This is a genomic window from Janthinobacterium agaricidamnosum (assembly GCF_003667705.1).
Lineage (GTDB): Bacteria > Pseudomonadota > Gammaproteobacteria > Burkholderiales > Burkholderiaceae_D > Janthinobacterium.
On record NZ_CP033019.1, the window covers coordinates 1,398,724 to 1,415,651 of the forward strand.

Annotated in this window: 22 protein-coding genes and 1 tRNA gene; 9 read left to right on the plus strand and 14 right to left on the minus strand. The window is 59.5% G+C overall.

Going from position 1 to position 16,928, the window contains the following annotated elements; genetic code table 11:
- Nucleotides 1-76 precede the first annotated feature (76 nt).
- From D9M09_RS06345 to D9M09_RS06370, 6 genes are all read left to right on the plus strand, one after another.
- On the plus strand, nt 77-1,447 hold the full coding sequence (locus D9M09_RS06345; protein ID WP_070313010.1) for a cache domain-containing protein: 1,371 nt from the start codon (nt 77-79) through the stop codon (nt 1,445-1,447).
- A 16-nt stretch (nt 1,448-1,463) separates the two neighbouring features.
- Nucleotides 1,464-2,093: a response regulator transcription factor gene (locus D9M09_RS06350; protein WP_070224853.1), complete on the plus strand. Its 630-nt coding sequence runs from the start codon at nt 1,464-1,466 to the stop codon at nt 2,091-2,093.
- 205 nt (nt 2,094-2,298) lie between these two features.
- A complete protein-coding gene (locus D9M09_RS06355; RefSeq protein WP_121668840.1) occupies nt 2,299-3,471 on the plus strand; it encodes an EAL and HDOD domain-containing protein in 1,173 nt (390 codons plus the stop codon).
- Between the two features lies 1 nt (nt 3,472).
- Nucleotides 3,473-5,518, plus strand: a complete 2,046-nt coding sequence (locus D9M09_RS06360; protein ID WP_070224855.1) for a putative bifunctional diguanylate cyclase/phosphodiesterase — start codon at nt 3,473-3,475, stop codon at nt 5,516-5,518.
- A gap of 93 nt (nt 5,519-5,611) precedes the next feature.
- Nucleotides 5,612-5,701, plus strand: a tRNA-Ser gene (locus tag D9M09_RS06365).
- Nucleotides 5,702-5,895: 194 nt separating this feature from the next.
- Nucleotides 5,896-7,074, plus strand: a complete 1,179-nt coding sequence (locus D9M09_RS06370; protein ID WP_162995590.1) for a tyrosine-type recombinase/integrase — start codon at nt 5,896-5,898, stop codon at nt 7,072-7,074.
- 140 nt (nt 7,075-7,214) lie between these two features.
- Here D9M09_RS06370 and D9M09_RS06380 read toward each other — a convergent pair whose 3' ends face one another.
- The 12 genes from D9M09_RS06380 to D9M09_RS06430 all read right to left on the minus strand — a co-directional run bounded on the left by D9M09_RS06380 (nt 7,215) and on the right by D9M09_RS06430 (nt 12,589).
- Nucleotides 7,215-7,919, minus strand: a complete 705-nt coding sequence (locus tag D9M09_RS06380; protein ID WP_121668842.1) for a hypothetical protein — start codon at nt 7,917-7,919, stop codon at nt 7,215-7,217.
- A 37-nt stretch (nt 7,920-7,956) separates the two neighbouring features.
- Entirely contained in the window at nt 7,957-8,166 is a 210-nt protein-coding gene (locus D9M09_RS06385; protein WP_121668843.1) for a hypothetical protein, read from the minus strand.
- A gap of 3 nt (nt 8,167-8,169) precedes the next feature.
- Nucleotides 8,170-8,463 (minus strand): hypothetical protein, encoded by a 294-nt coding sequence (locus tag D9M09_RS06390; protein WP_240453571.1) that lies wholly within the window; start codon nt 8,461-8,463, stop codon nt 8,170-8,172.
- Nucleotides 8,460-8,639 carry a hypothetical protein gene (locus tag D9M09_RS06395; protein ID WP_162995591.1) on the minus strand — a complete coding sequence of 60 codons (180 nt, stop codon included), beginning with the start codon at nt 8,637-8,639 and terminating at the stop codon, nt 8,460-8,462. The genes D9M09_RS06390 and D9M09_RS06395 overlap by 4 nt, the downstream gene beginning before the upstream one ends.
- Nucleotides 8,640-8,683: 44 nt before the next feature.
- Nucleotides 8,684-8,836 carry a hypothetical protein gene (locus tag D9M09_RS28835; protein WP_162995592.1) on the minus strand — a complete coding sequence of 51 codons (153 nt, stop codon included), beginning with the start codon at nt 8,834-8,836 and terminating at the stop codon, nt 8,684-8,686.
- The gene (locus tag D9M09_RS06400; protein WP_121668845.1) at nt 8,833-10,671 is read right to left on the minus strand and encodes a replication endonuclease; all 1,839 of its coding nucleotides are present in this window, start codon (nt 10,669-10,671) and stop codon (nt 8,833-8,835) included. Before D9M09_RS06400 ends, D9M09_RS28835 begins: the two co-directional genes overlap by 4 nt.
- A complete protein-coding gene (locus D9M09_RS06405; protein WP_121668846.1) occupies nt 10,661-11,038 on the minus strand; it encodes a hypothetical protein in 378 nt (125 codons plus the stop codon). The genes D9M09_RS06400 and D9M09_RS06405 overlap by 11 nt, the downstream gene beginning before the upstream one ends.
- 101 nt (nt 11,039-11,139) lie before the next feature.
- Nucleotides 11,140-11,559, minus strand: a complete 420-nt coding sequence (locus tag D9M09_RS06410) for a hypothetical protein (RefSeq protein ID WP_121668847.1) — start codon at nt 11,557-11,559, stop codon at nt 11,140-11,142.
- A 121-nt stretch (nt 11,560-11,680) separates the two neighbouring features.
- The gene (locus D9M09_RS06415; RefSeq protein WP_070300963.1) at nt 11,681-11,944 is read right to left on the minus strand and encodes an ogr/Delta-like zinc finger family protein; all 264 of its coding nucleotides are present in this window, start codon (nt 11,942-11,944) and stop codon (nt 11,681-11,683) included.
- Nucleotides 11,941-12,129: a hypothetical protein gene (locus tag D9M09_RS06420; RefSeq protein ID WP_121668848.1), complete on the minus strand. Its 189-nt coding sequence runs from the start codon at nt 12,127-12,129 to the stop codon at nt 11,941-11,943. The genes D9M09_RS06415 and D9M09_RS06420 overlap by 4 nt, the downstream gene beginning before the upstream one ends.
- 48 nt (nt 12,130-12,177) lie before the next feature.
- Nucleotides 12,178-12,375 (minus strand): hypothetical protein, encoded by a 198-nt coding sequence (locus D9M09_RS06425; RefSeq protein ID WP_121668849.1) that lies wholly within the window; start codon nt 12,373-12,375, stop codon nt 12,178-12,180.
- 10 nt (nt 12,376-12,385) lie between these two features.
- Nucleotides 12,386-12,589, minus strand: a complete 204-nt coding sequence (locus D9M09_RS06430) for a ribbon-helix-helix protein, CopG family (RefSeq protein ID WP_121668850.1) — start codon at nt 12,587-12,589, stop codon at nt 12,386-12,388.
- Between the two features lie 73 nt (nt 12,590-12,662).
- Here D9M09_RS06430 and D9M09_RS06435 point away from each other — a divergent pair, with 73 nt between their 5' ends.
- From D9M09_RS06435 to D9M09_RS06445, 3 genes are all read left to right on the plus strand, one after another.
- The gene (locus D9M09_RS06435; protein WP_121668851.1) at nt 12,663-13,106 is read left to right on the plus strand and encodes a helix-turn-helix domain-containing protein; all 444 of its coding nucleotides are present in this window, start codon (nt 12,663-12,665) and stop codon (nt 13,104-13,106) included.
- Nucleotides 13,107-13,252: 146 nt separating this feature from the next.
- Nucleotides 13,253-14,377: a DUF262 domain-containing protein gene (locus D9M09_RS06440; RefSeq protein ID WP_121668852.1), complete on the plus strand. Its 1,125-nt coding sequence runs from the start codon at nt 13,253-13,255 to the stop codon at nt 14,375-14,377.
- The gene (locus tag D9M09_RS06445) at nt 14,370-15,032 is read left to right on the plus strand and encodes an MAE_28990/MAE_18760 family HEPN-like nuclease (protein ID WP_121668853.1); all 663 of its coding nucleotides are present in this window, start codon (nt 14,370-14,372) and stop codon (nt 15,030-15,032) included. Before D9M09_RS06440 ends, D9M09_RS06445 begins: the two co-directional genes overlap by 8 nt.
- Before the next feature lie 57 nt (nt 15,033-15,089).
- On the opposite strand, the gene D9M09_RS06450 is transcribed toward D9M09_RS06445, so the two are convergent.
- On the minus strand, nt 15,090-16,322 hold the full coding sequence (locus tag D9M09_RS06450) for a phage late control D family protein (protein ID WP_121668854.1): 1,233 nt from the start codon (nt 16,320-16,322) through the stop codon (nt 15,090-15,092).
- The gene (locus D9M09_RS06455) at nt 16,319-16,927 is read right to left on the minus strand and encodes a phage tail protein (RefSeq protein WP_121668855.1); all 609 of its coding nucleotides are present in this window, start codon (nt 16,925-16,927) and stop codon (nt 16,319-16,321) included. Before D9M09_RS06455 ends, D9M09_RS06450 begins: the two co-directional genes overlap by 4 nt.
- Between the last annotated feature and the right edge of the window lies 1 nt (nt 16,928).

The window sequence follows — 16,928 nt, forward strand, 5'->3', positions numbered from 1 at the left end:
CGCAGACCGATCGCCGCGCCGCGACGTAAAATCACCCATTCCCACCAGCATCGACGCCGCCGGAGCGCGCAAGGCCATGAAACTCAGACAGAAAGTCATCTTCCTGGCCCTCACGCCGCTCATCCTCGCCCTGTGCGCCATTGCGTTTGCCGTGCGGCACCAGGCGATCACCCTGGCCGAGCAGCAGCGCGCCACCATCCAGCAAGCGTACCTGGCCAGCAAGGAAGCCGAGCTCAAGCATTACGTGACCCTGGCCAGCCATTCCATCGCCTCGTTATATGGTTCTGGCCGCAAGGATGACGCCACGCAAGAGGAGGCCAAGCGCATCCTGTCCGCCCTCAGCTATGGCGACGACGGCTATTTCTTCATCTACGATTTGCAGGGCAAGTCGCTGATGCATCCGCGCCAGCCCGAGCTGGTGGGGCAGAATCTGTGGGAGCTGCGCGACGCCGAGGGCAATCTGACCATCCAGCGCCTGATGCAGCGGGCGAAGAGCGGCGGCGGTTTCGAGCGCTACAACTGGATCAAGCCGTCGACCAACAAGTCCGCGCCCAAGCTCGGCTATGTGATCCTGATGCCGGAATGGGGCTGGATGATGGGTACCGGTATTTACATGGACGACGTGGACCAGGCGCTGGCCAAGGTCGACGCCCAGCAGTCGCGCAATATCCGCTCGACCATGGAGTTGATCGCCGCCATCGCCATCCTCGGCTCCCTGCTGGTCGCCGCCTGCGGCCTCGTGCTGAACTTGCGCGAACTGCGCGTGGCCGATGCCAAGCTGAAAGTGCTGGCGCAGCGCGTGGTCGAATCGCAGGAAGAAGAGCGGGCGCGGCTGTCGCGTGACTTGCATGACGGCATCAGCCAGTGGCTGGTGTCGATCAAGCTGCAGATCGAGGCGGGCATCGCGCGTCTGGCCGGCAATGCGGAACAGAAAGACAAGGCGCCGGCCACGTTCGAGCGTGCCGCCGAGCAGCTGAACAAGGTGCTGGGCGAGGTGCGGCGCATTTCGCACAACCTGCGCCCGGCCATCCTCGACGACCTGGGCCTGGCCGCCGCGCTCGACCATCTCGTGCATGAGTTTAACGACAGCAGCAGCGCGCAAGCCAGTTTCACGGCCAGTCCGGCGGCGGCGGGCGAGGGCTTGCCCGACATGGTCAATACCGTGCTGTTCCGTATCGCCCAGGAAGCGCTGACCAATTGCGAGCGCCATGCCCACGCCCGCGGCGTGGAAGTAAGCCTGCGCGAGGCGGGCAAGGCCGTGGAATTGCGCATCCAGGATAACGGCGGCGGCTTCGACTTTGACGGCATCGCCCTGCATCCGCAGCGCGGCATCGGCCTGCGCAACATGACGGAACGCATGGAAGCCATCGGCGGCAGCCTGCACATCACCTCGTCCCCGGCCGGCACCGTGGTGCTGGCGCGGCTCGCCCTTTCATCCACCCACTAAGAATAGATACGCAACCATGACCGAGAAGATCAACATCCTGCTGGTGGACGACCACCCCCTCGTGCGCGACGGCTTGCGCGCGCGCCTGGAAGCGGTGGCGCATTTCGACGTGGTGGCCGAGGCGGGCGGCGCCGACGAAGCGCTGGCCCAGGCGCGCGCGCACCAGGTGGACCTCGTGTTGATGGATATTAATATGCGCGGCACGAACGGCATCGAGGCGACGGCGCTGTTCAAGCAGGCGTTCCCGCAGATTGCCGTGCTGATCCTGTCCATGCACGACAAGCTCGAATACGTGTCGCAAGCCATCGCCGCGGGCGCGCGCGGCTATGTACTCAAAGATGCTCCAGGGAAAGATATTGTGTTTGCCATCGAGACGGTGATGTCCGGCGGCATTTATTACAGTGCGGCGCTGGCGCGGCAGCTGTCGCGCCCGCAAGTCCACGATTCCTTCCTCACCACGCGCGAGCAGCAAGTGCTGCAGCACATCGCGGCGGGCCAGTCGAACAAGCAGATCGCCCGCGTGCTGGACCTGAGCGTGCGCACGGTGGAGACGCACCGGCTGAACATCAAGCGCAAGCTCGGCATCGAAGGGCAGGCCGAATTGATCAAATATGCGGTCGAGCATGCACAGGGCGGCAGCGCCTGAGAAGGCGCGCGCGGCGGCACCCGCATGCCAGGCGGGTCTCGCGGGGGAATGTTCTTTTTGAATATTTATTGCCAAAATTAAACTGTTTCATGGGTGAGATTCGGATAGAATGAATCTCGCTGTCGAAATGGCATCCCTGTCGGGCCAGGGTTGCCAATGCTGGTCAGTTTATTTACTATGGCGCCCTACCCACACTGAGATACCGATGTCAGCGTCTGAATCAAACCTGTTTCCGTTGGTGGGATTACAAGCAGTAGCCAATGCTCATAACGAGTGGGTCGCTGTTACCCTGCATGTACCGCAGGCCTCGACGGCGTCGCTGCTGGCGGCGCTGGCCGCCGCCGATGCGTATGCCTTCCTGGCGCCGCTCGACTGCATCATTCCCCTGGCCGACCCGCATGGCGTGGACGAGGCCGTGCTGGCGCAACTGGCGCCGCAACGCACCATCTTCCGTTTGCCTGCCCATCTTGCCGGCGACAAAGCGCTGCAGAAAAAATGCCGGCAATGGCGCGACGCCGGCTACCGCATCCTGCTCGATGGCGCCGAGGCCGGTCCCGTGGTGGCGGCGCAGGTCGACGCGCGCGCGCTCAGCTTTGACGCGGCCGGCGCCCGCCCGGCCCTGCATCAGCTGCTGCCCCTGCCGGGGCCGCACCTGGCCTACAACATCGCCGACGCGGGGCAGATTGCCGAATTGCAAGAACTCGGCGTGAGCTGGTTTGCCGGCGATTACGCCCTGCAGCATGCGCGCCAGCAAAGCGAGCCGGAAGACGCCACGTCGCGCCGCCGCGTGCTGGCGCTGCTGGGTCTGCTGGCCCGTGATGCCGACGCGCACGAGCTGGAAGTGCCGCTCAAGCAAGACCCATCGCTCAGCTATCATCTATTAAAACTGGTTAATTCCGCCGCCTTCGGTTTCACGGCGCCGATTAGCAGCTTCAGCCAGGCCATCACCCTGCTGGGCCGGCGCCAGCTGCAGCGCTGGCTGCAACTGCTGCTGTATGCGCGCCAGCAAGATGACGGCAAGATCCACGCGCTGCTGCCGCTGGCGGCCGTGCGCGCGGCGCAGATGGAAGCGCTGTGCCAGCTGCGCGGCGGAGACCGCGACGCGCAAGACCTGGCCTTCATGGCAGGCGTGTTTTCCCTGCTCGACGTCCTGCTGGGCATGCCGATGGAAGACATCATCGCCACCCTGAACCTGGCGCCCGAAGTGAGCACGGCCTTGCTCGAGCGTAATGGCGAGCTGGGCACCTTGCTGGCGCTGGTCGAAAGCGCCACGCCGCCGCCCGACGGCTTGCGCCGCGCCGGCATCGATGGAGAAACCTATTGGCGCAGCCTGCTGCAGGCCTACCAATGGGCCATCCAGGTCAGCCGGAACCTCTAGCATGACCCTGTTTCCGGTGTCGGATTTCCTCGCTGACAGCGCCGCCCTGTGCGACGCCGTCGTGCGTTTGCGCGGCTCTGCGCTGGTAGCTGAGCTGGGCCGTATCGCCAGCACCGTGATGGCCAGCCCGCATGGCCAGTTCCTGCCCGCGGCCAGTACGGACGCCGCTGCGCCAGCCGTGCCGTTTCCCCGCGATACGCCCGCGTTGTTGCAGGAAGTCAGCTTCGACGGCCATTGCTTCGGCCATTACAGCGTGGCCGGCCGCCCGCTGTATAACGATGCCGACCGCCGCCACCTGGCCAGCCTGGCATCGTTGACGGCCGGCGTCTTGCAGGTGCATTCGCTGGCGCAACGCTCGACCCATGCCTACGCGCAAGTCGAAGCCTTGCTGGCGCAGCAGACGCAAATCCTCGACCAGTTGCACGAATCCGTGCTGACGATGGACTTGACGGGCTACATCACCAGCTGGAACAAGGGCGCCGAGCGCCTGTTCGGCTACACCTCGGTGGAAGCCGTGGGGCGCAACATCCTGTTCCTGTACGACGACGAAGACACGGGTTTCCACGACGCCTTCCTGGAGCAGGGAGGGCGCCTGATGGAGGTGCGCCGGCGAAAGAAGTCGGGCGAGGTCTTCTGGGCCAGCCTGTCCTTGTCGCCGCTGCAAGACCTGGACGACAAGCCCATCGGACTCATCGCCTACCTGACGGACATCACGGAACGCAAGCTGGCCGAAGAGCGGCTGCACCACCTGGCCTACTACGACCCGCTGACCAGCCTGCCCAACCGTACCTTGCTGGCCAAACTGGTCGACCAGGCTCTCAGCGTGGCGCAGCGCAGCAAGATGCTTGGTTGCGTGCTGTTCATCGACCTGAACCGTTTTAAGCTGATCAACGACACCCTGGGCCGGCGCATCGGCGACGAACTGCTGCGCCAGGTCTCCTTGCGTTTCCGCCAGGTATTGCGTGACCAGGACCTGGTGGCCCGCCTGGGCGGCGACGAGTTCGCCGTCGGCCTGTTCGACATCGGCCAGCATTTCGAAGCGAGCATGGTGGCGCAAAAGCTCCTCGCCTCGCTGGTGGAGCCGTTCCTGATCGAGGACCACGACCTGCGCGTGGGCGCCAGCATCGGCATCAGCGTGTATCCGCAGGACGGGCAGGATGCGGAAACCCTGCTGCGCCTGGCCGACATCGCCATGTACCGCGCCAAGCAGGATAGCGGCGGCGAAGCGGAAAGCGTGGCCTTCTACAGCCAGGACATGAACCAGGGCATGCAGGCGCGCATGCGCCTGGAAACGGGCTTGCGCCAGGCCCTGTCGGAGCAGCAACTGCTGCTGCACTACCAGCCGAAGTATGCGCTCGGCAGCGGGCGCATCATCGGCGCCGAAGCACTGGTGCGCTGGCATCACCCGCAGCACGGCATGATCCCGCCCGCCGAATTCATCCCCTTGGCCGAATCGACGGGCCTGGTGGTGCAGGTGGGCGAATGGGTCTTGGAAGCGGCCTGCGCCCAGGCGCAAGCATGGAAGCTGGCTGGCCTGCCGCCGATCCGCCTGGCCGTCAACGTTTCCGCGCGCGAATTCACGGCAGCCTTGCCCGCCAGGGTGGCGGCGACCCTGGCCCGCTACGGCCTGGAAGCGGCCTGGCTGGAACTGGAAATCACGGAAAGCACCCTGATGCACAACATCGAGAGGGTCATCGCCATCATGGACCGCATCACGGCTCTGGGCGTGGCCCTGTCGCTGGACGACTTCGGCACCGGCTATTCGAGTCTGTCCTATTTGAAGCGCTTTCCCATCGATACCCTGAAAATCGACCGTTCGTTCACCACCGGCATCCCCACCGACGCCAGCGACTGCGCCATCGCCAGCACCATCATCAGCATTGCCCAGCAGCTGCACCACAAGGTGATCGCCGAAGGCGTGGAGACGGCCGAGCAGCTGGCCTTCCTGAAGAGTTCCGGCTGCGACGAAGTGCAGGGCTACCTGTTCTCGCGCCCGCTGCCGGCGAGGGAGTTCGAGCGCGCGCTGCGGGAAAACTGGGGCGTATAGGTGCCTGCCCCAGCCCTTGCCGTTGGGGGAGTAAGGCCACGACAGTACTAGCCATTGGTAAGCCAGTGACCTTTATGTATAATGCTGCCATCTGGAAGCGTGGCCGAGTGGTTGAAGGCACTAGTCTTGAAAACTAGCGACGGGTTACACTGTTCGTGAGTTCGAATCTCACCGCTTCCGCCAAGTACATAAAAAATTCGTGAGTATACTCAACCTATATTCAACCGAATTTCATTGAAAATCAACGACTTAGCTTGATTTTCGGCCTTTTGAATCGCAGATTCGGAGGTATCCAAAAACCCTCTCGCAGAATGACGCGTAGGCGCAATTGTAGGTATGATGCGGTTTTTCTCAAGACCGTACCTACAGGATATCGCATGGCCATCAATACCCTTACCGACGCAGACTGCCGCCGCGCAACGCCGAATGACGGCAAGCTGCGCAAGCTATTCGATGGCCACGGCCTGATGCTGGCCGTCCTGCCGAGCGGAAACAAGGTTTGGCGCATGGCCTATCGTAACGACCAGGGCAAGCAGCAAACTGCCGTGATTGGCCCGTATCCGCTTGTCGGCCTCAAGGAAGCCCGCGACCGCCGCGACGCTTTGCGTTTGAAGCTGCTCGACGGGGAAGACCTCAAGCCCAAGCGCAAGACGAGCCCATCCATTGCCCTTGATGTCGCAATCGATACCTACTGGGCCGGGCGCACGGACATCAGCGCCGGCTACAAGGCAAATGCATTACGCGCGCTGGCCATGTACGTCTCGCCAACGCTGGGCACGAAAACTGTGCGTGAAATTACCAAGGAAGACTTGATGGACGCGCTGCGCCCGATGGATGCCGCCGGCCTGTCCGTGTACGTCCGGCGCGTGCGCATGTGGGTGGGCCAGGTTCTCGACTGGTCCATCCAGCACGGCCACTGCGAAGAGAACCCCGCATCGAACATCAATTCGAAGGTCGCATTTTCCCGCAAGCCGCGCGAAGGGTTCGCCGCCCTGGCATTGGCCGAGGTGCATCCGTTCATGGAGCGCCTGGACCTGGAAGATGAAATTCAGTCTGTGCTGGCCTGCAAGCTGCTGGCGTTGACGTGGACGCGCACGGACGAGTTGCGGCGCATGACCTGGGCGGAAGTGGAGGGCGATGTCTGGCGGATACCGGGCAAGCGCATGAAGAAGGGCCGCGAACATCTGGTGCCGCTGTCATCCCAGGCGCTAGACCTGCTGGCTGAAATGAAGCTGCGTTCGCGGGGTAGCATTTACGTTTTCCCGAACGACCGGGGCGGCAGCCGCCCCATGAGTGAAAACTCTATCCTCTACCTCATTCACCGTATCGGCTTCAAGGGTAAGATGACCGGCCACGGCTGGCGCAAGGTCGGTTCCACCTGGGCCAACGAGCACGAATACAACTCGGACCACGTCGAGGTGCAGCTCGCGCACAAGGACGGCGGCGTGCGCGGAGTGTACAACTCGGCGGAATACCTGAAGCAGCGCCGCGTAATGCTTCAGGCCTTCGCTGACTGGCTGTTAAAGAAGCCTGATCCCAGCGGCTTGGAGCGTTGACAGGCGCCACCCCAGCGTGCGTTGTGTGATGGCCACGTCCGCTGGCGGTAGCTTGTTTTCCTTGACCCATCTGCGCAGCGTCTCCGAAGTGACGCCCAGCATTTTGTATAAGTCCTGTCGATAGATAATGCGGTCTTCATTCATTGGTTTTTTCCATTCGTGGGTTGGTTGCTTTGATGTTGGTGGAGCTGATTCTTCATGAAGTCCATTTTTCTATGAGCCTCGTCGCGTTGATCCCAGCCTTGTAGGCGCCCCGCTTCACGTTGCTGCGCCCCCCAGGTGGTGAGGTGGGTAATGATTGCCTGGCGTGTCTGCTCCACTGCTTTGGTTTCAGTGTTGCTGTATGGATCGACACATGCAGCGCGAAACCAATTCAGCAGTTCCTGGAACGCTGGCGTGTCAACGCTTTCATCAGCTTTGGCCGAGTTGAAGGCGGCTAAAGTTTGCAGGGCTACGAGCTGGTGTTGTTCCTTAAGACCTGCCAGTACTGAAGCGAAATTGCGAAATGCCATGGCGCCGTCCAGTGGTGTATAGCCGTTGCCGAACTCTCTTGCTAAAAGATACGCACTGTCCATCACGTATTCGTGCCGTCCAGCTAGAAATGCAAGTTCGCCTGCTGCAGCTTGGATTGCCACCATGGCGAACGCTTCTGCCTCGGTGTATTGCGGTACTTCGGCCCCACACTTGCGTGAGTCGCGCAGCCGGCAGAATTCTTTGTATTGGTCCATATGGTTTGTTTGTGCTTCAGTTGATTGATTAAATTGGCCGAAAAACAGCTTTCTTCGTTGCTTGTCACTCATGCAGACCAACTCGTCGAAATATTGCTCATTCAGGTAGCTCATCATGCGGGGATACTCTCGTCATTTTTTGCGGCGCTGCACTTCACCCTGGCAATGCCATATTCAGTCCGATCTGCGCACGATTTACACTCAGCACGACCATGCCGCCGCGCTCTACGGTGACGCCGCCACGGTACTTCCAGACTCGCGCAATGTCGCCTGGCTGACTGCCGGCCATAACCAGCGCGTCAAGGCGCATTTCTTCGCTAGTCAGCTTCGCTTGGAAGGATTTTTTGTAGGAGGTTTTGTTCATGGCTTAAAACTCCGTGGTCAAACTGCCGTCTGGCAGCCTGAACATCACATCGAATCTCACTCCGCAGTCACCGCCCATTCGCAATGCCTCGCGGTACGTGCTGCACCTACAATGGTCCCAAACGTATTCATCCACTGTTCCAGGGGCCTCTACCACCACCCAGCGTTTCGCTTCGTGTTTCTCAGCCAGCTTCTGTGCGCGCAGCGCGCGTGCAGCTTCACGATCTGCGCTGGTTATTGATTTGCGCGGTGCGCGGACCTCTGGCGGAAACATGTCGAGCGTTGCGGTATCGTTCATGCGGCCGCCAACAGGGCAGCGTGGCTGGAAACGATGGCCGCCAGCGGCACCGCCCGGAACATGCCCGGCCACTGGTGGTCCAGCTCCACCCACGCATGCAGCTCCCCATTGCCCACGTCGCGGCGCAGGTCGTTGACGGTGCCGGCCTGGTAGCCCTCATCCGTATCGAATGTCACGCGGTCGCCACGGGCGACGCGCCGCGGCGAATTAGTCAGGGTGCTCAGCATTGCGGTTTTCCTTTCAGTTTGGCGGTAACGCCGCACACGCCGTAGCGGTCGATGGCGGCGTCGATCACGTCGCCGCTGGATGCGGCAACCTCAAAAAATTCAAAGCGTTCGGTTTGCGTGCGAACGATCACGGCAAAGGTGCTCATGTGCCATCCCCTTCAAGGGGCGGGGAGTCAGGGACGATCAGCCGGGGGTACGGGCAGGCGTTGACGGCCGCCCAGGCGGCAATCAGTGCTGCTTTTGCCTCGTCAGGCAGGTTTGGCGTGGGCGCCGCTGGCGGCGTGGCCGGGGCAGGGCCAACGGGGTGCGTACAGTTATTTACACGAGTCCGAGGAACGGCAACCCCAACAGCCACCCCGTGCCCGCCTGTGGCCTGTACGGGCGTCCACGTATGGCGTACGGACTTGAAGACCACGCCGATGAGGTCGCTGCAGCGCACGCCGTAGGGCGTGGTGCGCAGTGTTTCGCCGTAGCGGCCGATGACGATTTTTTCGTCCTTGGCCAGGGTGACAACCAGTTCCTTGCGCGGCACCAGGGCGCCGCCCTGGGCGCGCAGGTATTCGGCCCAGCAGGCGCGCTTTTCGCCGTCGATCTTTTGCACGGCATCCCAGGCGCGGCGCATCGCGGCCGGCGCTTCATTGAGCATGTTTTCCTCGATGCGGCGCAGTTCGCGCCAGACGGTGACGGGCGCGCCGCCCCATTGCTGGAATTGACGGATGCCCCAGCACGCGGCCCAGGACTCGACGCGCGCTGATGGCGTCAGCTCGACATCGCCTTCGGTGTCGGCCGTGACGACGTAGCCTTCTTTCGTCTTGTGCTCGGCCACGCCGTCGATGTTCTTGGCCACGTACTTGGCGATGTAGCCGGCGGCGCTGCCCTTGGCCCAGTCGATGCGTTTCACGTCCAGGCGGCGCGCGAAGGCGCCCGGTTCGCCACGGTCCACGCGCCAGGCGTAGCGCTTCATGATGCGGATGGCGCGGCCGGCCACGTCCTGCAGGTGCGCCGTCTTGTATTTCGGGGTGGGGCGCACGAACAGCAGCAGATGCCAATGCGGACAGCCGTCGTGATGCGGCTCGGCGATGCGAAAGCCGTACAGGCCAATACCCCGACGCGCCAGCGCGGAGCGGCACAGCGACGTCATCTTGCCCAAGTAGGCATTCGCTTCGCGCGGCGTGGAGCCGTCGAACTTGTCGTTGGGCTTGCCGCTGTGCTGCATGGCGTGAAAGCGCGATGGGCACGTCCAGGTGATGAAGATTCCCTGGTCGCCGCATTCGCGGGCGATCTGCTCAAAGCCGTTGATGCGCAACATTAGCTCGCCGCGCCGGATGGCCTTGTTGGCCGTCGTTTTCTCGGCCAGCTCGGCGATGCTGAATTGCTGGCCGTTTTCGTTCTGCACCAGGGTGGCGGCCAGCGCCGCCGCGTTGCGGCGGTTCTGCGCCAGGCGCGACAGCACGGCGTCATTGCTGGCGTAGGGTTCGCCGCGATAGTTCACGTAGCCCAGGCGGATGTTGCCCGCTTCAAATGCGCGCTTGACGCGCTTGCGCAACTGGCGGCGCCACCAGCGGGCATCCACCAGGCGGGCGATGGTGTCGGTCATCGTGTCGAACTCGGGCAGCTCGATGCCATACGAGGCGCATTCGTCTTCCATGATCTGCAAAGCGTGCGTGTCGGACACGGCCATCCACAGCATTTTGGTGACGCCTGCCGCCGCGCGCTCGGCGGTGGCCACGATGTCGGCGTCGCTCTGCGACAGGTCGACGCCGGCCGGCACGTACAGGCCGGCGAACTCGCGCACAAAGCCGGTGGCGACGGACTCATAGACTTTGTACCAGGACGACCAAGCCATCTTGGCCATGGCGGCCTTGATGACGCGGTTGCGCCACTTGTATGGAATGCGGGCCAGCTCGGGAGCAAATTGCGCAGATCGCAAGAATGCTTCGTGGCGTTGCGGGGCAGGCAACAGGATTTGTTTAGATTGCATTTAACAGTCTTTCGTACACACGGATAGCGGCAGAGGTGGCGGCGCGCAGCTCGATGCGCTCTTTGTCGGTAAATGAATGGATGGGCGATTCCCAGCGGTTAGCGTCCATGCCGGCGGCGATCAGCACGGAACGGCGCGCGCCGCGCGGCGACAATCCCCAGGCCTGCGCGATAAAGCGCGCCTCGCTGGTACGCCGCTGCTCGATGGCGCGCAAGCTGGCCCGCTCGGCCAGGCTGGCTTTCGCCGCTGCGATGGCGGCCAGCGCCTCCGGCGCCCTTGGGGGCGTCGGCACGTCCTTGTCACGCGCGGCGAGGATGGCCGCCGCCGGCAAGAACGACTGGTGATTGTCGATAAGGGACGCCGGCATGGTTCAGTCCTTGATGGCGCCGATGGCCTGCAGCACGGCAGGGGTGATGACGATCAGGAGCGACAGCAGCCAGATGCCGCAGGCTTTGGCCAGGCGCAGCATTAGAGCGCTCCTTCCTTGGCAAAATACTTGGCCCAGTAAGTCAGCGTGCGCGAGGAACTGCTGGAGTGGACGACGCCTGATTCGCTGGCGAACAGGTAATGCAGTTCGATGGCCATATCGCCGACCAGCGCTCGCTGGTTTTCCGGCGTGAAAAACCCGCCAAGTTGCAACGCTTGCAGATCGCTGATGATGAAGGTGAGATTCGCCGCACCAAAGGCGTGATAGGTCTTGACGATCTCGCGGAGGTAATCGGACAGCACAGCAATGCTGTCAGGAGTGCGGGTGCGAGTCTGAGCATTGGCCAGCAACAGGAAGCAGGTAGGAGCAATAGGTACGACGCATTTTTCAAGGGCCGGACGGCCCGGTTTCGGCATTGCCGGGATGTCGGCGGGACGGGTGGCGTGCAGCGTGTTTTCCATCGGTTTTCCTTATTTCAGGTTGAACGAATCCCGCACGCTCAAAAAGGAGCGCTGCAGGGCACAGCAAAAAGAGGGGAGTTACGGTGGCCGGGCTACGGCGGCGCGAGGATCGGGATAGGCATCAGCAGCCCGCCGTCAGGTCCAGGGCCAGCTGGCTGGTGGCCGCCGTGCGCGCATGCTGGGACATCGGGATGCGGATATCCGGCTTGGGCATGGCGGACAGCGAGAGGGTGCGCAGCACTTCCAGGCCTGCCACAAAAGAGTGCCCGCATTCGGGGTTCTGGCACATGTAGGTGATTTCCTTGAACATGGCGGACATCGTGCGGCTTTTTACGGCGCGGACGGTGTATTCGCAATGCGGGCAGGGCAGGCCGATGACTCTCATTTCAGCTTTCTTTCCACTTGGTACAGGGCGCGACCGCGACCCGTCATGTTTTTCGACTGCTTGCGTAAGCGCGATTTGACGAGCCATTCAGCCGCTTGCTCGATACTTGCCAGCCCCTGTCGTTCGCGTACGCGCTCCAGCAATTCGCGCTCTTCATCGTTGATGGTGATTTCGTGATCGGGCATGTTCTGCAGCTTTTCAGTTACTCAAAAGTTACTATTCAGGGACTCGGTTTAAGCGCTGCGACGCTGTACGCTGTCGATGTCGTCTGTAGCAATGGCGGCAAGGGCTTCACGCATGACGATCTGGCGTACCAGGACGGCTAATTCTTCGCCCTGGTAATCAGCGATCGAAGAAACGAGCTGGTGCTCATAATCGTCCAGGCGCAGCATGACTTTATGTTTGCGGATACGTTTTGCATCGGGGTACATGACGTCGTCCTTAATGGGTGGTTTTTGATGCGAGTTCGCGCTTGTAATCGGCGAGGCCGCGCAGGATTAGGAAGCGCAGGAACCAGGCACGGGAGCGCTCAAGTTCTTCTGCGCGGGCTTCGACTTCATCCACCTCGTCAGATGTGAGACGAACGCCAAGAGGCTTAGTCGTGACGCCCTTGGCAGTACGCCTTGCTATGGATACGTTTTTCATAATGTTATGATGTGTAATCGCTACAGGATGGCGTAACTATAGTATGTCAAAACATACTTGTCAACGTAGATGTATGGATAAAAATATTTTTGGTGATAGGTTAAGGCAGGAGCGAACTCGCTTGGGCCTTACACAAGAAGCGTTCGCGGCCATTGGTGGCGTGAAAAAACTCGCACAGATTAATTATGAGCAAGGGAAGACCTTGCCTGATGCCGGCTACATGGTTTCATTGGCCGGCATAGGAGTAGACATCTCGTATGTGATGCTTGGTGTTCCGACAAGTAATTCTTTAACTGACGATGAGAACGAGTTGTTAGTGGGCTATCGACGGCTAGATTTGCGCGGGAGAGCACGTGTGCTGGGAGTTGTCGAAGGGATTGCTGACGCACCTGCTAGTGCTGTCGCTAAGTCTGGAGAACGGCATACTCAAGTCATTGTTCATGGCGAGATTGGTCAGCAGATCCACGGGAATATAACTGCGCCGCAAACGATCCATGTTGGTCGTAAAAAAAAATGATCGATGCTGTGCAATGGTCGACACAAATCACTCACCGTTTGGCTGTGCGATACAGCGGATTATCCTCTACTTCGTAGTGTGCATGGTTGCCGTGTGTTTCAAACGATAGAAAAAACATTCGATGAACTAAATTAATTGGAGATTTCATGGCACTTACAGACGAAATTCAGGCGACTAGAAAGAGAGTTGTGACCGATGGATATGAAATGTCACTCGGTGAAATTATCAACTTGTACAAGGATGGAGAGCTTGTTATTGACCCAGTTTTCCAGCGGCTTTTTCGCTGGGGAGATGAGCGAAAAACGCGCTTTATTGAATCATTGATTCTTGGAATTCCTATTCCACCAATTTTTGTTTACCAAGATGAAAACGGAGTTTGGGAGCTTATCGATGGGCTTCAGCGCCTATCAACCGTTCTTCAGCTTACTGGCGATCTTAAAGGTGAGCGCGCTGAGCAATTAGGTCCTCTCGTTTTGAATGGAACTCGATTCTTGCCGAGCCTGGATAAAAAACGTTGGAAAGAGTCTGCTGCAGGTGCAGATGACGGGATTGGGCAAGCGCTGCAGATAGAGATGAAGCGTGCACGAATTCGCGTGGAAATTCTTAAGGCTGATAGTGATGTAGCCGCGAAATTTGAACTCTTTCAGCGTTTAAATACAGGTGGAGCTGGGCTATCCGAACAGGAAGTTAGAAACAGTATGGCGGTTTCTTTAAATAGAGAATTTTACAACTGGCTAATGGAACGTTCTGTTGATGTTTCCTTTTTAAAAACCACAGATCAAACTGATGTTGCGATAGAGTCGCAAACTGGCGTTGAATTGGCGTTGCGATTCTTTGCATTTAGAAATGTTCCGTATGTGGCTGGTTTGGATGTTCATGAGTATCTCGATGATGCCTTGATAAAAATGGCTACTGATGAGAGTTTTAATATGGACTCTGAAAAAGAAGTATTTTCTAAAACATTTAAGTTCTTAGATGATGCGTTAGGTAACATGGCATTCAAACGCTGGAACGGAGCCACTTTTTCCGGCAAATTCTTAATTTCTGTATTCGAAGTGATGGCTACTGGGGTTTCTTTGAACCTTGAGCAGATCGAAGCCATGTCGCCAGCAGATCGTCATACATTCCTTAATGAAGTTGCTCGACGGCTGTGGGTTACAGATGCTTTTACACAGAGTTCTGGCGCTGGCATAAGAGGTACGACGCGCCTCTCAAGACTTCTTCCTTTGGCCGCTATTCTCCTGAATCCAACAGGCGCTGGCAATGTCTGATATTAAAACCTTAACCCAGCTTCAGGATGCACTCGATAAAGAGATGGGGTGGAGAGTTAAGGAGATAGGCGCATTTAGATTTGCGTCTAAATCTGTTGGGCAGGAAAAGAAGTTTTTTATTCGAGCTGGCGTGGCGATTCTTTACGCTCATTGGGAAGGGTTTGTAAAGAATGCATCTGAACATTATTTGAATTATATAAATAATCAAGGGCATACCTATAAGGAGCTGCAAAGTTGCTTTTCATTGTTTGGTTTGAAAGGTAAGTTGCAGACTCTTGTGAATTCAAGAAAATCAGGTCCGAATCTTGAGGCATTTAACTTTATTTTTTCTGAGCTTGAAAAAAAAGCTAATTTGAATATGTCGTCAGCTATTGATACGGAATCAAATTTGACTTCAAAAGTATTTTCTAATATTGCTGCATCTTTGGATATAAGTACAATCGCTTATGCGACTAAGTTTAATCTTATTGATGAAAGTCTTGTGAATAAGAGAAATAAAGTCGCGCATGGCGAATATCTGGATTTGGGTGGCCGGGAGTTTGGGGAGCTTGTCGAGGAGATTTTACAGTTGATGCGAGAATATAAAACTGATATAGAAAATGCTGCTTCGATGAAGAAATACATAAGATCGACCCCGGAATTTTTGCAAGCATAGCGGAGAATTTTAGGTGAAAAATTATCCTGCTCCTATTCTACCTACCGCGGAAATTCGCTAAGGTTCCTCTTTATTTTCGTGGATGATCTCCCGGACCTCCTCAATACGCCTCCATGCATGCTGGGCTGCCCGTTTTGCAGCCTGCTTGCTCTTGTAAGTATGCTCCAACGTCTTGAGCGTGCCCATGGCGCCGGCCTGTTCCTGCCCCGCCTTTTTCTTCTTCGCCGCCACGTCCTTCCACTTGGCGACCACGCCCGTGATGCCTTCGTCCGGGTCTTTCTCTTCCTCGCGTTCCGCCTCGACCGCTTCTGTCTTCGTTTCAAATTCCACCCGCGTGGTAAAGCCGCTGCCGCCCAGGCTGTGCGTGACCTTGACCGATAGCCATTCAGTGGCGTCAATCTCTGGCTTGAAGCCTTGCACCGTCACGGGCGATTGCGGGAACACGGCTGGGTTGCCCAGGGCCAGGTTCATCTCAAAGGTGGCCAGGCCGCGCAGGATGCGCTGCCATTCGGCCACGGCTGCCGCGCGCGCGTCTGTTTCGTTGGCGAAGGTGGTGCGCAGGCGCTTGCTGTTGCCGGGCACGCCGGCCACGACGCTGCGGCGGCGCGCGTAGCGCTCGTCGTGCCAGAAGGCGCGCACGCCCGTGTAGGCGTCGCTTTCGGCGCTGTGGTAGCGGTGGCCGTCGCCCAGGGCGCGCGTGATGGGGATGACCGGAAGCGCCTTGCCGCTGGCGGTGCGGCTCTGGTTGATGGGAATGAAGAGCAGGGTGTCGTTTTTGACGGTGGCCACCGCGTCGTATTTCCTGCCCAACCGGCGCAGGAAAGCCGCATCGCTTTCGTGGGTCTGGTCGATGTGCTCGATGGCCGTGTCGCGCAGGCGCGCCGATACGCCCGACGCCAGCTCGTTGCGAAAGGCGATGGCCTCGATGATGGCGCCCAGGGTGGTCTTGTGGAAGCTGTGTTCCTGCTGCTGTTTGAACGTGTCGATCAGGTTGGCCGACCGCGCGCGCAGGGTGATGGTGTCGGGCGCGCCGCTATGCTCCACCTCGTCCACGGTGAACTTGCCCATGTCCACCAGGCCAGATGCTTGCCAGCCCAGCGCCAGGGCGATCTGCGCGCCGCGCGGCGGCAGGGCGAGCTTGCCGTCGCTGTCGTCCAGTGCAATGTCGAGCTGGTCGCTCTCGTCGCCACGGCACAGGGTCAACGTCAAATTAATCAGCCGCGGCGAGACGATGGCCGTCAAATCCTTGTCCTCGATGCTGACCTTGAAGGCGGGGATATGCTCGCTCATTTGAATTTGTCCGCCGCGCTGCCAATGGCGCCGCTGATGCTGCCGCCGATCTTGTCTTTCATCTCGCTGACCACGCCGCCGTATTTCGACGTGATGCCGCCGACCACATTGCCCACCACGCTGCCCACGGCATTCCTGGCTGCGCCGGCAATGCTGCTGGTCATGCCGTCGATGCTGAGCATGTTTTTCAGGTCGCCGATGTCGCCCAGGCCGACCATGGCCAGCACGCCGTCGTCGTCGCGCTTGAGTGCAATCGAGAACTCGACGCGCCGCGCGCCGCCGCTGCCGTCCAGGATGCTGCGGCCCTCGGTCATGTTCGTGATGCGGTACGAGCCGAGAATGCGGCCCGTGCCCTGGATCAGAATCCACGATTTTCCCGTGTCGGCCATCATGCGCAGCGCATCGAGCGAATACAGGGAGCCGGTCAGCTCCGGCGCCACCCAGCCCGACAGGGTAATCGTGTCATCACCTGGCCCCACGTACTGGTGCGCATCGCGCAGGCCCACGCGCGCCGTGCTGGCGTGCTTCCATTCCGTTTGCCGCTGCAACTCGTGATAGGCCAGGGTCGGCAGGCTGAACACGAACATTCCTAAAATCATCATCATG